Origin of the sequence: Lentzea pudingi (assembly GCF_014646255.1) — a bacterium.
Taxonomy (GTDB): Bacteria; Actinomycetota; Actinomycetes; order Mycobacteriales; family Pseudonocardiaceae; genus Lentzea; species Lentzea pudingi.
In genome coordinates, this window is record NZ_BMNC01000015.1 from 17,160 (window position 1) to 30,564 (window position 13,405).

Sequence of the window (13,405 nt, forward strand, 5' to 3'; positions counted from 1 at the left end):
GAACCCAACGCTATCCGATGCTCGTTCTCAGGAACTCACGCCAGCCCGCCACGTCGACGGCGCCGGCGTCCACTGCGGACGACGACGCGTGCCGCAGGAAGAAGTCCACGACACCACGCTCCCCCAGCCGTGACTCAAGGTAGACCATGATCGAGTACGCCTGCTGGTAGGCGAGGTCCCGCCCGGCACCGCCGAAGTCGGCCGGCAGCGCCGAGACGTCCGGTCTCAGCAGCGGCGCGGCCTGACGAAGCGACAGCCCCGTGCTGTGGAACGCCACCCAGTCCGCGAACCCCTCCACCAGCCACAGCGGAGCCGAGTCGGAGGTCAGGTCGCGCGTGGCGACGTGCGTGATCTCGTGCCGCAACAGCACGCCCAGCTCCACGTCCGACAACGCCGCGGCCCGCACTCGGTTGATGACGACGCGCTGCCCGGAACCGTCCCGGATGGCGATCCCGGCCATGTCCGCGAAGGCGGGCCCGACGAGCGACACGAGCTCGGTGTCCGACGCCGGAACGACGACGTCGACCCGGCGGCTCCAGCTGATATCCAATATATCGCCGACCTCGCGCACCGAGTCGTCCAGCAACCCCGACACCCGCGACGCCAACTCGCCATCACAAGAACTGCTGGTCACAGTGCCGGACGCGGCCGTCAGCACCGCCCCATTGCAATGGACAGTTGCGGTCGACTGCAACTGAACGGGCCGTAATGCAACGCTGACACCCAGCAGGAACGTCATGGCGACGGTGATCGCCAGCAACGTCCGGAGGTGCTTCACCGGCGCAACGCTAGCCCTCGATGCGCCGGATCACCGCGATGGGCCCGATGGCGTCGATCGGTGCGATCTTCACCGGCTGGCCCTCCGTGGAGGCGTGCACGGCCCGTGCGTTGTCCACGGCCATGGCCACGTGCGACCGGCTCGAGTAGTAGATGAGCAAATCGCCTGCCCGGACCTCGGACCGCGACACGGCGCGGCCGACACCGGCCTGTCCGCCGGACGTGCGCGGGATCGCGATCCCGGCGGCCGCGTACGCCTTCATGGTCAGCCCGGCGCAGTCCCACTGGTCGAAACCCGTGGCGCCGTACCTGTACTCGTCCCCGCGCTGCGCCAGCGCGAAGGTCAGCGCGATGCCCGCCACCCCGGAGGGCGCGCTGATCGGCGAGCGGTCGCCGGGGTCGCGCAGCTGGTTCACGACGGGTGCGGGCAACCGCGTCAATGCCGTCCGCACCTCGGTGATCTGCGCTTGCAACGCCTGGTTGCGGCCGTCCAGGTCGCTCTTCAGCTTCTCGGCCGCCGCCGTGGTCTCCGCGGCACGGGCACGCGCGGTTTCCGCCACCTGGTGCGCCTGCCGGGCCTTCTCCACCGCGGCGGACAGGCGCGCGAGCGACTCCGCGTTGTCGGCGGCCAGCACCCGCATCATCTCGAGGCGGTGCAGGAAGTCCTGCTGCGAGTCGGCGACGAGCAGCGCCGACAGCTGGTTGAACCGCGCGCCCTCGAACGACGCCTGGGCGATCAGGTCGACCTGCCCCTGGAAGTCGTCCTCGTCGCGCTTGGCCTGCCGCTCGATCTGCTGCGCGGCCGCCACCGTCGCCGTCGCGCGTTCGAGCTCGGCGCGGCGCTGGGTGAGGTCTTCCTGCGCGCGCAGGACCTCTTCGTTGAGCTTCGTCGCCTGCGCTGTCAGCTCCGCGTACGCGCGCGCGGGATCGGCCGGTTGCGCGGCGGAGGACACCGCCGGTGTGACCGGGACCAACAGCAGGAGAACCACGAGAACACGGGTGAAGTTGCGCGACATGAGGTCGCCGATCCCCCTCGCCAGAACAAGACCGCCAAGATCGACGGCGTCAGGCTACCGGGTGATCAAACGCGCCCGAGACGGGCCAGCAACACAGCGGACGGCACGGGGTGCGCGCCCCTGCGTCGGACCGAGTCCGCGACCGCGCGATCCGACGTCACCACCACCACCGGCCGGCCCTCGGGCTCTGCCGTGACCAGCGCGCGAATCACGTCATCGGCCAGAACACCGGGGTCGCTGAAGAGCACGCGCACGCCCCGAGGGGCCGCCGCGGGCACCGCGACCACTCCTGCGCCGTCGAAGACCAACGTCACCTCTGCGCCCGTGCGCGCGGCCAGGACCGCGAGCTGGTGCACGAGCCGATCGCGTTGATCCGACAGCGACAGCTCCGGATAACCGGTCTTCGTGACGTTGTAGCCGTCGACCACCAGGTGCACCGCGGGCAACGCCAGCAGCCGGTCCAGCGCCGCCGGGTCCTCCACGCGGCCCACGGTCCCCTGCGACGCGCTGGCGCCCCGCACGAGGTCAGCGGGACGCGGTCCGGTGCCGCCCCCCAGGGCCAGTTCGCGGCGCAGGCCCGTCACGGCGCCGTCGAGGGTGTCCACGAGCAACGCGAGCCGCACCTCGTCTGCCTGCCGGGCCTCCCGCGCGGACTGCCGCGCCACCTCTGCGTCCGCGATCGCCCGTTGCGCTTTGCCGCGCTCGGTCTCGGCGCGTTCCCGCTCCCGGTCGCGCTCGGCGACCAGGCGCTTGACCTCGTCCGCGGTGCGCAGCTGGATCTTCTCGACCTCGCCCGCCGCGGCCTCTGCGGCGTCCTTGGCCTCGCGCAGCTTCACGCCCTGCTCGCGCAACCGCTTGCGCAGGCGTTCGAGCTCGATCTCGGCGTCCGCGCGGACGCGTTCGGCGGCGCCGTCGAGCTGGGTGCGTTCGGACCGCAGCCGTTCCAGCTCGCTTTCCGTCCGTTCGGCGCGCACGACGGCCGCGTCCCGCTCGGCTCGCAGAGTCGCGTCACCCACCCGCCGCGAGACCAGTTCGACGTAGTGCGGCGCGACGTCGTCTCCGGTCAGCACCGCCGCCGCGGCCGCCGTCACCGGGTCCGGCGAGGTCACCTCGAGCGTCGACGGCCTGTTCTTGCGCAGCCACTCGACCACCGCGGTGCGGAAGTTCGCCGAGTCCCGCAGGCCGGCGACGACCTGAGAGCCGCCCAGCCGGGCGCGTTTGGTCGGTGCGAACTTCGCCACGGGCCGCAGGTGCTGGGGCACGTCGACCTTCGCCATCTCGCCCAGCGCGTCCGCGCCCAGCTCCGCCAGCCGCACCCGCAACGGCTCCGGCAGGGCCGACCAGTCCACAGAGGATTCACCAGCGGAATCATCGGCGGACTCACCTGCCCCATCGGCAGGATGGTCGAACTCGGGCTCGGGCATCGGGTCTGGCACCCCATCAGGCTAGAGCCCCGTGACTCGAGCACCGCATGGACGTGTCCGCCCTTCGGAACAACGATCTGGAAAAGATCACCTGATCACCACTCCAATGGAGCAACCGCAGGTCAGGCCACTCCCGGAGATCAGCTCGAAAAATTGTCAGACCCCGTCGCTAACGTCAGCCACGTGACCGGACAACTGTCCTTCGACGAGCTCGGGACGCCCCTGCGCGACACGACGTTCGTCGTCTTCGACCTGGAGACGACGGGTGGCAGCGCCGAGGAGGACGCCGTCACCGAGATCGGCGCGGTCAAGGTGCGCGGCGGGCAGGTCCTCGGAGAGTTCGCCACGCTCGTCGACCCGGAGCGCGGCATCCCGCCGATGGTGGCTCAGCTGACCGGGATCACGCAGCTGATGGTCACGGGCGCGCCCACCATGAAGACGGTGCTGCCCGCGTTCCTGGAGTTCGCGGCCGGATCGGTCCTGGTGGCGCACAACTCGGGCTTCGACGTCAGCTTCATGAAGGCCGCCTGCGAACGGCACGGCTACCGCTGGCCCAAGCCGTCCGTCGTGTGCACGGTGAAGCTCGCCCGCAGGGTGCTCAGCCGCGACGAGGCGCCGTCGTGCCGGCTGTCGGCGCTCTCGGACCTGTTCCAGACGGAGACGAAGCCGACGCACCGGGCGCTGGCCGACGCCCGCACGACCGTGGAAGTGCTGCACGCGTTGCTGGAGCGCGTCGGCAACGTCGGCGTGCACTCCCTCGAGGAGTTGCTGGCGTACCTGCCCGAGGTGACGCCGGAACAACGCCGCAAACGCTCGCTGGCCGCCCACCTGCCGTCCACACCGGGCGTGTACCTCTTCCGCGGTCCGAAGGAAGAGGTCCTCTACGTCGGCACGGCATCGGACCTGCGCCGCCGGGTCCGCCAGTACTTCACGGCCAGCGAGGGCAGGCGCAGGCTGCGCGAGATGGTGTCCCTCGCCGTGCGCGTCGACGCGGTGGAGTGCTCCCACCCGCTGGAGGCGGAGGTGCGCGAGCTGCGGCTGCTGCGCGCCCACCGCCCCGCCTACAACCGGCGCTCGAAGAATCCCCACCACGCCTGGTGGCTGACGCTGACCGACGAGCCGTTCCCCCGGATCTCGCTGGTCAAGGTCCCCCGGGACGGCGCGCTGGGCCCGTTCCGCACCCGCAAGGCGGCCGAGTCGGTCGCGGACGCGCTGCTCGACGCCGTACCGCTGCGCTCGTGCACCATCAAGATCCCGGCGACGAACCAGCGCGCCTCGCCGTGCGCGCTGGCCGAGCTGGACCGGTGCAAGGCCCCGTGCGCCGGCAAGCAGTCCGTGGACGAGTACTCCCCCGCCGTCGTCGCCGTGCGCGACCTGGTCGTCGGCCGCAGCGCCGACCCGCTGCGCACGCTCATCTCCCAGCTCGGCGGCCTGGCCTCGGCCGAAAGGTTCGAGGAGGCCGCCCGCCGCCGCGACCGCCTGGCAGGCCTCGTCCGGTCCCTGGACAGGGCCCAGCGCCTGGCGGCCCTCGCCGCGCTTCCCCAACTGGTCGCCGCGAGACCCGACCGCGAAGGCGGCTGGGAGTTCTCAGTAGTCCGCTACGGCCGCCTCGCCTCCGCCGGGGTCGCCCGCCGGGGCACCCGCCCGATGCCGGTGGTCGACGCACTCGTCGCCTCCGCGGAAACGGTCATCCCGACCCCCGGCCCGCTGCGCGGCGCACCGCCGGAAGAGGCCGGCGTCGTCCTGCGCTGGCTCGACCAGCCGGGCACCCGCCTCGTCTACGCCGACGAGCCGTGGTCCTCCCCCGCCGGTGCCGCCGCGGCCTGGGTCCCGTGGGCCGAACAAGCCGCGAGCGCCCGCCCGCTCCGCGACTGGAACTGATCCCGCACACCCTCGCCGCACGCCGATTCCGCGTGCGCGACGAGTCGAGTTCTGCCCCCAAAACTGGGGCCTTATGCAAAAGACGTTTGCGGACGTCCGCAAACGTCTTTTGCATAAGGGACGTAAGCACAGGTCAGAGGCTGTGTGGGCAACCGATATATCAGTTGGGATGTCGACAAAGCGATACGAATGGGATCTGGCGACGTCCTCACGCCGGTGATCAGGCGGTAGGGCAGACTACGGGTGCTTGAGACACCGGAGCCCAGACCCCGAGGAGGACGCCGTGGTCACCGCCATCGTGCTGATCCAGGCCGCCGCCGAACGCATTCCCGAGGCCGCGCAGGAGATCGCCGACATCGACGGAGTCACCGAGGTGTACTCCTGCGCCGGTGACGTGGACCTGATCGCGCTGGTGCGGGTCAGCAAGCACGAGGACCTCGCCGCCCTGGTGCCGGGCAAGATCAGCAAGGTCGCGGGCGTGCTGAACACCGACACGCACATCGCGTTCCGCAGCTACTCCAAGCGCGACGACGAGGCCGCGTTCGCCATCGGCCTGGACGACGCCCAGTAGGCCAGAGGCGCCCCGACGAGGGGCCGCAGACATGACGAAGGCCCCCGTGGAAGTTCACGGGGGCCTTCGTCATGTCCAGCTGTGGATCAGGCCTTCGGGTCGGAAGGCTTGCCCGCGAGCTCGCTGGCCTCGTCCTGAGAGCTCAGGCCCTCAGAGGCGTGGATGTGCTTGCGCGCGTTCTGCAGGGCCACGGTCTCCTCGACCGGGTCCGGCGACCACGTGCTGCCCACGACGGGGTGACCGGCCGAGCCGAGCTTGTTCATCTTCTTCGGCACCGACGTGCCCTGGTAGGCCAGGGGCAACGGGTGGCCGTGGTCGTCCACCGGGCCGAGCGGCTGGTGGATCTCGATGAACTCGCCGTGCGGCAGGCGCTTGATGATGCCGGTCTCGACACCGTGCTCGAGCACCTCGCGGTCGCCGCGCTGCAGGCCGATGCAGATCCGGTACGCGACGAAGTACGCGATCGGAGGCAGCACCAGCATGCCGATGCGGCCCATCCACGTCGTCAGGTTCAACGAGATGTCGAACTGGTAGGCGAAGATGTCGTTGCCGCCCATGAGCAGCAGCACCATGAAGTACGTGATCGACATCCAGCCCAGCGCGGTGCGGACCGGGACGTCGCGCGGGCGCTGCAGCAGGTTGTGGTGCGCGTAGTCCTTGGTCATCTTGCGCTCGATCCACGGGTACGCCGCCGCGATGCCGGTCAGCAGCGGCAGACCGAGGATGAACGGCAGGAACGGCGCCGGGATCGTGTAGTTGCCCAGGTAGAACTCCCACGCGGGCCAGATGCGGACCAGGCCGTCGGTCCAGCCCATGTACCAGTCGGGCTGCGAACCGGCGGAGATCTGCGCGGGGTTGTACGGGCCGAAGTTCCAGATCGGGTTGATCTGGAAGACGCCACCCATGATCGCGATGACACCGACGACGATGGCGAAGAAGCCACCGCCCTTGGCCGCGAACACCGGCATGATGCGGACGCCGACGACGTTGGTCTCCTTGCGGCCCACGCCCGGGAACTGCGTGTGCTTCTGGTACCAGACCAGCGCGAGGTGCGCCGCGATCAGACCCAGGATGATCGCCGGGATGATCAGGATGTGCGCGGTGTAGAGCATCGGGATGATGTCCGTGCCGGGGAACTCCCCGCCGAACATCAGCCAGTTCAGCCACGTGCCGATGACCGGGAACGAGATCAGCAGCGCCGCCATGACGCGGAGACCGGTACCCGAGAGCAGGTCGTCGGGCAGCGAGTAGCCGAGGAAGCCCTCGATCGCGCCGAGCATGAACAGCACGATGCCGATGACCCAGTTGATCTCACGCGGCTTGCGGAACGCGCCGGTGAAGAAGATCCGGAACATGTGCACGACGATCGCGGCCATGAACAGCAGCGCCGCCCAGTGGTGCACCTGGCGGACGAACAGGCCGCCCCGCGTCTCGAACGAGATGTCGAGCGTGGACGCGAACGCCCGCGACATCTCGATGCCGCGCAGGTTCTCGAACGAACCGTTGTAGGTGACCTCGGTCATCGACGGGTCGAAGAACAGCGCGAGGTACGTACCGGACAGCAGCAGGACGATGAAGCTGTACAGCGCGATCTCACCGAGCAGGAACGACCAGTGCGTCGGGAAGACCTTGTTCAGCTGTTTGCGCAGGCCAGAGGCCGCGTGGTACCGCTCGTCGGCAGCGTTGGCCGCCGCCCCTGCGACGCGCGCGGCCGCGTTGGCCGGCTTCGTCGGCGTGGTGATGGCACTCATGACTTCCGCTCCCAGAACGCCGGACCCACAGCCTCGATGAAGTCACTGCGGGCTACCAAGTATCCCTCTTCGTCCACAGTGATCGGAAGCTGCGGAAGAGGACGGGTCGCCGGGCCGAACCGCGGCTTGGCGTATTCGAAGACGTCGAACTGCGACTGGTGGCACGGGCAGAGCAGCAGACCGGTCTGCTGCTCGAACAGCGACGTCGGGCAACCCAGGTGCGTGCAGATCTTCGAGTACGCGTACAGGTCACCGTAGTTGAAGTCTTCCTGACCTGCACGCTTGGTGACGGCCTGGTTCGGGCGCAGGCGGATGAGCATGACCGGCGCGTCGGCCCGCTTGAGGGCCGCGACCAGGGCGTGCTCGTCGTCGCGCTCGGACTCCCGGAACGGGAACACCGTCTCGAAGCCGCCCGGCTCGACGTCCTCGGGACGCACCAGGGAGACCTCGTGGAAGTTGCCGGTGTGGCGGCGGAGGTAGACCTTCTCGCCCTTTTCGGCCTTCCAGCCGGTGTGCCACAGCGAGTTCTTGGTCTCGCTGTCGGCGTGCGGGTTCTTGATCAGCGCGCCCAGCGGCACGGCCGCCACGCCGAGACCCAGCACGCCGGCGCCGAGGCCCGCGGTGCGCTTGATCAGGCTGCGGCGGGCGATGCCGCTGCGGTCACCGGCGTCGGCGAGCTCCGCGACCAGGGTGGCGCGGTCGACCTCGGCCGACGGGCCGTCGTGGCGCTGCTGCACCGCGAGCTCGTCCGGGATGAACTTCTTGGTGTAGAGCAGCGCGCCCACGCCCAGGCCCGTCACCGACAGACCCAGGAACAGGCCGATCAGCGGGTTGTAGAGCATGTGCAGCAGGTGGCCGGTCTCGTTCGACGGCGACTCGTACTGCCACGGCCAGAACAGGAACACGCCGAGGAAGGCGAGGCCCGCCAGCGCGGAGATCACGAACCACAGCGCGACCGAGCGCTGGGCCCGGCGCTCGGCACGGGTGCCGGGGACCGGGAACTTCTCCTCGTAGTGGACGAGCTCGACGCCGTCCATCCTCGTGCCGAGCTTGACGAGGTCGTCCCGGCTCATCTCCGCGAGCTCTGCCTCGCTGGGCAGCTCGATCGGCTTGTCGCCGCTCATGCCTTGGCTCCGATCCAGAGGGTCACGCCGATGAGCGCGGCGATGCCCACGATGAACGCGATCATGCCCTCGGTGACGGGTCCGAACCCGCCCAGGGGGTTGCCGCCGGAGTTGTTGTTTCCGTCGGTGACCGACTTGACGTACGCGATGATGTCTTTCTTCTCTTCCGGCGTGAGCTGGCGCTCGCCGAACTTCGGCATGTTCTGCGGGCCGCTCAGCATCGCCGTGTAGATCTGCTCCTCGGACACCCCGTCGAGCGCCGGCGCGAACTTGCCGGACGACAGCGCGCCACCACGACCCGTGAAGTTGTGGCAGCTGGAGCAGTTGAGGCGGAAGAGCTCGCCACCGCGTGCAGGGTTCTCGCCGCGCAGGGCCTCACCGGTCTCGGAGGGCTTCTTCGGGCCCTCGCCGCCGTTCGCGTCGATGTAGGCCATCAGCGCGTTGATCTCCTCGGGGGAGAGCTTCGCGGGCTTGCGGATGGCCTGCGCCTCCTGCCGCGCCATGGGCATGCGGCCGGAGGAAGTCTGGAAGTAGACCGCGGCGTCGCCGACGCCGATCAGGCTCGGCCCGCGGTCCTGCACACCTTCGAGAGACTTGCCGTGGCAGCTCTGGCAGGTGTTCAGGTAGATCTGCTCGCCCTGGCGGACGAGGGCGTCCTGCTGCTGCGCCTGGGCGGTCTGCGCCTGGGGCGCGAAGGCGGCGAACAGCATGCCGGCGCTCAGCAGGCCGAAGCCCAGTGCGAGCAGTCCGGCGACCCGGCGGCGCAGCTTGGTGCGGGCGCCGCGGGGGCGTTTCGTCGTGGTGGTCATGGTGTGCGGCAACCCTTGCTGTCAGTTCGGGAGCTCGTGGCTGGGAGCAGGTCAGGGCACGATGTAGATGATGGCGAACAGCCCGATCCACACGACGTCGACGAAGTGCCAGTAGTACGACACGACGATCGCGGAGGTGGCCTGCGCGGGCGTGAACTTGCTCAGCTTCGTCCTGATCAGCAGGTAGACGAAGGCGATCAGTCCGCCGATGACGTGCAAGCCGTGGAAGCCGGTCGTGAGGTAGAAGACCGTGCCGTACGCCGAGGACGGGATCGTGGTGCCGTGCTCGACCAGCTCGATGTACTCGCCTGCCTGCCCGCCGACGAAGATCGCGCCCATGATCAGCGTCACGATGTACCAGCGACGAAGACCGAAGACGTCACCCCGCTCCGCCGCGAACACGCCCCACTGACAGGTGAAGGACGACGCGACCAGGATGATCGTGAAGGCCGACGCGTAGGGGATGTTCAGGTGCGTGGGAGGAGGAGGCCATGGCCCCTCGTTCTGGGCCTTCACCGTGAAGAACATGGCGAAGAGGCCAGCGAAGAACATGAGCTCGCTGGACAGCCAGACGATCGTGCCGACGCTGACCATGTTCGGGCGGTTCAGCGAGTGCACGCGCTGGCCGATTGAAGGCGCTGCCGTGGTCACGAGCAGCATTATTGCCTGCGCTATTTCCGCCCGCCCATCGGGTCCTGGGCAGATCATGGGTCGGCTGGGTCACACGCGAGGAGATCAACGAATGGGCTTGCTGGGCCGATTGCGGGACTTGCTGCACCGACAGGACGGGCCGGCGTTGTCGGTGGACGACCCGGACCTGGTCGTGGTGGTCGAGGCGTTCGACTTCGCGGAAGCCGATTCGGCCGCCCTGGCCCGTTCCCCGCGGTGGCGCGCGGACGAGCTCGCGGTGCTCCGGCACCACGTGCGCATCCCCGCTGAACAGGTAGAACGCGCGCGGGAGCTGTTGAGCCCCGACGGCTGGGTGCTCGTCGCCGGTGACATAACGCTCGTCAGCCGGGTGCAGAAGCTGGACGCGTTGCACTGCGCCCAGGAGCGGTCGCGGATGGCCTCGCTGGCGCAACGGCTCGGCGGGGACGCGTTGGGGTGGGACGCCCTGCAGAAGGCGCACGAGCCAGCCCGATAGCATCACGGCGACCTTGGTCACTTTCCGGTGGCCGCAGTCGGGCAGTCGCAGCGGAGGATCGAGAGATGAGCACGCAGACCACGAAGATCCTGGTGTTCAGCCACCGGCCCGAGGTGCGTGAGACGATCATCACTGCGGTCGGCCGCCGCCCGGCGCCGGACCTCGCGCGCGTCGAGTACGTCGAGGCCGCGACGATCGCGGACGTCCTCTACGAGGCGGACGCCGGCACCGTCGACCTGCTGATCCTCGACGGCGAGGCGCAGCCGACCGGGGGCATGGGCCTGTCCCGCCAGCTCAAGGACGAGATCACGAACTGCCCGCCGATCGTCGTCGCGGTGCGCCGCAAGGACGACAGGTGGCTCGCGACCTGGTCGCAGGCGGACGCGGTGCTGGTGCACCCGCTCGACCCGCTGGCCGCCGCCGAGACCGTGGCCGAGGTGCTGCGGGGCTCGGCAGTGCCCGTCGTCAAGGGCTGATCGGCCATGAGCCAGCGCACCTGGCCCTCGCTGCTCAACCGCCTGCTCGACGGCGTCGACCTGACCGCCGACGACACAGCCTGGGGCATGGACCAGGTGATGTCGGGCGAGGCGACCGCGGCGCAGATCGCGGCGTTCATCGTCGCGCTGCGGGCCAAGGGCGAGACGCCGGAGGAGGTCGACGGCCTCGCGACGATGATGCTCGAGCACGCGAACCGGTTCACGGTGGACGTGCGGGCGACCGACATCGTGGGCACCGGCGGCGATCATTCCGGTTCGGTGAACATCTCGACGATGGCCGCGATCATCACGGCGGCCGCGGGCGTGCCCGTGGTCAAGCACGGCAACCGGGCGGCGTCGTCGCAGTGCGGCACGGCGGACGTGCTGGAGGCGCTGGGCGTCGCGATCGACCTGCCCGCCGACGGCGTGCGGGAGACCGTGCGCCAGCTGGGCATCGGGTTCTGCTTCGCGCCGGTGTTCCACCCCGGCTTCCGGCACGCGGGCCCGGTGCGGCGTGAGATCGGCATCCCGACGTCGTTCAACCTGCTCGGCCCGCTGACGAACCCGGCGCAGCCCACCGTCGGCCTGATCGGCTGCGCGCGGGCGGCCGCGGCACCGCTGATCGCCGGCGTGTTCGCACGGCGCCGCAACACCGCGCTGGTGGTGCGGGGCGACGACGGTCTCGACGAGATCACCACGACCACGACGACGTCGGCCTGGCTCGCGCAGGACGGTGTGGTGCGCACGGAGACCATCGACCCGGTGGTGCTCGGCGTGAAGCCCGCGCGCGAGGAGGACCTCAAGGGCGGCGACTCGTCGGTCAACGCCCAGGTGGTCCGCGACCTCGTGGCCGGCAGGACGGGGTCGGTGCGGGACGCGGTGCTCGTGAACGCCGCGGGCGCGATCGCGGCGCACGGCGGGTTCTCCGACGACCTGCACGCCGACCTGACGGCCTCGCTGAGCCGTGCGGCCGACGCCATCGACTCGGGCAAGGCGGCGGCGCTGCTGAGCCGCTGGGTGGAGCTTTCGCAGGCCCTGAAGGGCTAGCCGACCGGTTCGGTCACGCGTCGTCGCCGGCGCGTGACCGAACTCGCACGACCGCCGCATCGGCGTAGTCCGAGCGAGTGATGGGCCCGAGATGCGCCTCACGTGGTAACGCGGTGGCAATCCTCACCTGGAATGCTGGTGCCATGGCCTTCCTCTACCCGGTGATGAAGCACGTCGTCGCGCGCACAGCCCGTCTCGTCTACCGCCCGGTGGTGGACGGTCTGGAGAACATCCCCACCGACGGCCCCGTCATCCTGGCGGCCAACCACCTCAGCTTCATCGACAGCGTCGTCATCCCGATGGTCGTGCCGCGTCGCGTCTCGTTCCTCGCGAAGGCGGAGTACTTCACGGGTACCGGCCTTAAGGGCTCGCTGTCGCGCTGGTTCTTCTCCTCGCTCGGCCACGTGCCGGTGCACCGCGGCAAGGGCCGTGACGCCCGCGCCGCGCTCGACACGGCCGCCGAGATCCTCGCGCGCGGGGACGCCTTCGCCATCTACCCCGAGGGCACGCGCTCGCTCGACGGCATGCTGCACCGCGGCCGCACGGGTGTGGCGCGCATGGCGCTGGAGTCCGGCGCCCCGGTCATCCCGGTCGGCATCATCGGCACGGACAAGGTGCAGCCGGTGGGCAGCAGGTTCCCGAAGATCGTCCCGGTCACGGTCCGCTTCGGTGAGCCCCTCGACTTCAGCCGCTACGACGGCATGCAGGAGTCGTTGCCGGTGCTGCGCAGCGTCACCGACGAGATCATCTACCGCATCCTGGACCTGAGCGGCCAGGAGTACGTCGACGCGTACCAGAAGACGCCGGAGAAGACCCCGGCGACCGCGGCCGCGTAACTCGCGGGACACGTCGAAGGCCCTCCCCGCCTGCTGCACGAGGTGGGGAGGGCCTTTTCGTTGTCCCACACACGACAGAGGCCCCCTCCGCGTGGAGGGGGCCTCTGTCGTGAACTGACGGGATCAGTCGTGGTTCGGGCCGGTGTGGTACTCGAACACCAGGCCGCCGACCGCGATCAGCACCATGACCACTGCGATCACCAGCAGCCAGACGTGCCAGAACGCCAGCGCGACACCCGTGGTCGCCGCCGCGGCGGCGAGGCCGACCGGCCAGTACGAGCCGGGGCTGAAGAAGCCCAGCTCGCCGGCACCGTCGGAGACCTCGGCGTCGGGGTTGTCCTCCGGCCGCACCTCGATGCGGCGGGCGACGAACCGGAAGTAGGTGCCGGTGATGAGGGCCAGGCCACCGGTCAGCGCGAGTGCCACCGTGCCGGTGGGCTCGACGTGGCCGGTCGCCAAGTGCGTCCAGTAGCCGTAGACGACGGCCATCAGGAACGAGAAGGCCATCACCAGGTCGAATACGCGAGCTTCGATCTTCATCGCGGGGCG

Annotated in this window: 14 protein-coding genes; 6 read left to right on the top strand and 8 right to left on the bottom strand. The window is 69.7% G+C overall.

Features of this window, described 5'->3' with window-relative positions:
- Positions 1–10 precede the first annotated feature (10 nt).
- The 3 genes from IEY88_RS34830 to IEY88_RS34840 all read right to left on the bottom strand — a co-directional run bounded on the left by IEY88_RS34830 (position 11) and on the right by IEY88_RS34840 (position 3,217).
- A complete protein-coding gene (locus IEY88_RS34830; RefSeq protein ID WP_189159167.1) occupies positions 11–778 on the bottom strand; it encodes a basic secretory protein-like protein in 768 nt (255 codons plus the stop codon).
- Positions 779–788: 10 nt separating this feature from the next.
- On the bottom strand, positions 789–1,793 hold the full coding sequence (locus IEY88_RS34835; RefSeq protein ID WP_189159168.1) for a C40 family peptidase: 1,005 nt from the start codon (positions 1,791–1,793) through the stop codon (positions 789–791).
- A 65-nt stretch (positions 1,794–1,858) separates the two neighbouring features.
- On the bottom strand, positions 1,859–3,217 hold the full coding sequence (locus tag IEY88_RS34840; RefSeq protein WP_189159169.1) for an NYN domain-containing protein: 1,359 nt from the start codon (positions 3,215–3,217) through the stop codon (positions 1,859–1,861).
- A 183-nt stretch (positions 3,218–3,400) separates the two neighbouring features.
- On the opposite strand from IEY88_RS34840, the gene IEY88_RS34845 reads away from it, so the two are divergent.
- Positions 3,401–5,098 carry a DEDD exonuclease domain-containing protein gene (locus IEY88_RS34845; protein WP_229694059.1) on the top strand — a complete coding sequence of 566 codons (1,698 nt, stop codon included), beginning with the start codon at positions 3,401–3,403 and terminating at the stop codon, positions 5,096–5,098.
- Between the two features lie 283 nt (positions 5,099–5,381).
- Positions 5,382–5,669, top strand: coding sequence for an Lrp/AsnC family transcriptional regulator (locus IEY88_RS34850; RefSeq protein WP_045309335.1), 288 nt, complete (start codon positions 5,382–5,384; stop codon positions 5,667–5,669).
- Between the two features lie 86 nt (positions 5,670–5,755).
- On the opposite strand, the gene qcrB is transcribed toward IEY88_RS34850, so the two are convergent.
- Genes qcrB through ctaE form a run of 4 tightly spaced genes read right to left on the bottom strand, consistent with a single transcriptional unit; the run spans position 5,756 to position 10,013 of the window.
- A complete protein-coding gene (gene qcrB, locus IEY88_RS34855; protein ID WP_189159171.1) occupies positions 5,756–7,420 on the bottom strand; it encodes a cytochrome bc1 complex cytochrome b subunit in 1,665 nt (554 codons plus the stop codon).
- Positions 7,417–8,544 carry a cytochrome bc1 complex Rieske iron-sulfur subunit gene (gene qcrA, locus IEY88_RS34860; RefSeq protein ID WP_189159172.1) on the bottom strand — a complete coding sequence of 376 codons (1,128 nt, stop codon included), beginning with the start codon at positions 8,542–8,544 and terminating at the stop codon, positions 7,417–7,419. The genes qcrB and qcrA overlap by 4 nt, the downstream gene beginning before the upstream one ends.
- On the bottom strand, positions 8,541–9,353 hold the full coding sequence (gene qcrC, locus IEY88_RS34865; protein ID WP_189159173.1) for a cytochrome bc1 complex diheme cytochrome c subunit: 813 nt from the start codon (positions 9,351–9,353) through the stop codon (positions 8,541–8,543). Before qcrC ends, qcrA begins: the two co-directional genes overlap by 4 nt.
- Positions 9,354–9,404: 51 nt before the next feature.
- Positions 9,405–10,013, bottom strand: a complete 609-nt coding sequence (ctaE, locus tag IEY88_RS34870; protein ID WP_189159174.1) for an aa3-type cytochrome oxidase subunit III — start codon at positions 10,011–10,013, stop codon at positions 9,405–9,407.
- A gap of 82 nt (positions 10,014–10,095) precedes the next feature.
- On the opposite strand from ctaE, the gene IEY88_RS34875 reads away from it, so the two are divergent.
- From IEY88_RS34875 to IEY88_RS34890, 4 genes are all read left to right on the top strand, one after another.
- A complete protein-coding gene (locus IEY88_RS34875) occupies positions 10,096–10,497 on the top strand; it encodes a hypothetical protein (RefSeq protein WP_189159175.1) in 402 nt (133 codons plus the stop codon).
- A 65-nt stretch (positions 10,498–10,562) separates the two neighbouring features.
- Positions 10,563–10,973, top strand: a complete 411-nt coding sequence (locus IEY88_RS34880) for a hypothetical protein (RefSeq protein WP_189159176.1) — start codon at positions 10,563–10,565, stop codon at positions 10,971–10,973.
- A gap of 6 nt (positions 10,974–10,979) precedes the next feature.
- Positions 10,980–12,020 carry an anthranilate phosphoribosyltransferase gene (trpD, locus tag IEY88_RS34885; RefSeq protein ID WP_189159177.1) on the top strand — a complete coding sequence of 347 codons (1,041 nt, stop codon included), beginning with the start codon at positions 10,980–10,982 and terminating at the stop codon, positions 12,018–12,020.
- A gap of 143 nt (positions 12,021–12,163) precedes the next feature.
- Positions 12,164–12,856: a lysophospholipid acyltransferase family protein gene (locus IEY88_RS34890; RefSeq protein ID WP_189159178.1), complete on the top strand. Its 693-nt coding sequence runs from the start codon at positions 12,164–12,166 to the stop codon at positions 12,854–12,856.
- Between the two features lie 123 nt (positions 12,857–12,979).
- Here the strand turns inward: IEY88_RS34890 and IEY88_RS34895 are convergent, their stop codons facing one another.
- Positions 12,980–13,396 carry a cytochrome c oxidase subunit 4 gene (locus IEY88_RS34895; RefSeq protein ID WP_189159179.1) on the bottom strand — a complete coding sequence of 139 codons (417 nt, stop codon included), beginning with the start codon at positions 13,394–13,396 and terminating at the stop codon, positions 12,980–12,982.
- Between the last annotated feature and the right edge of the window lie 9 nt (positions 13,397–13,405).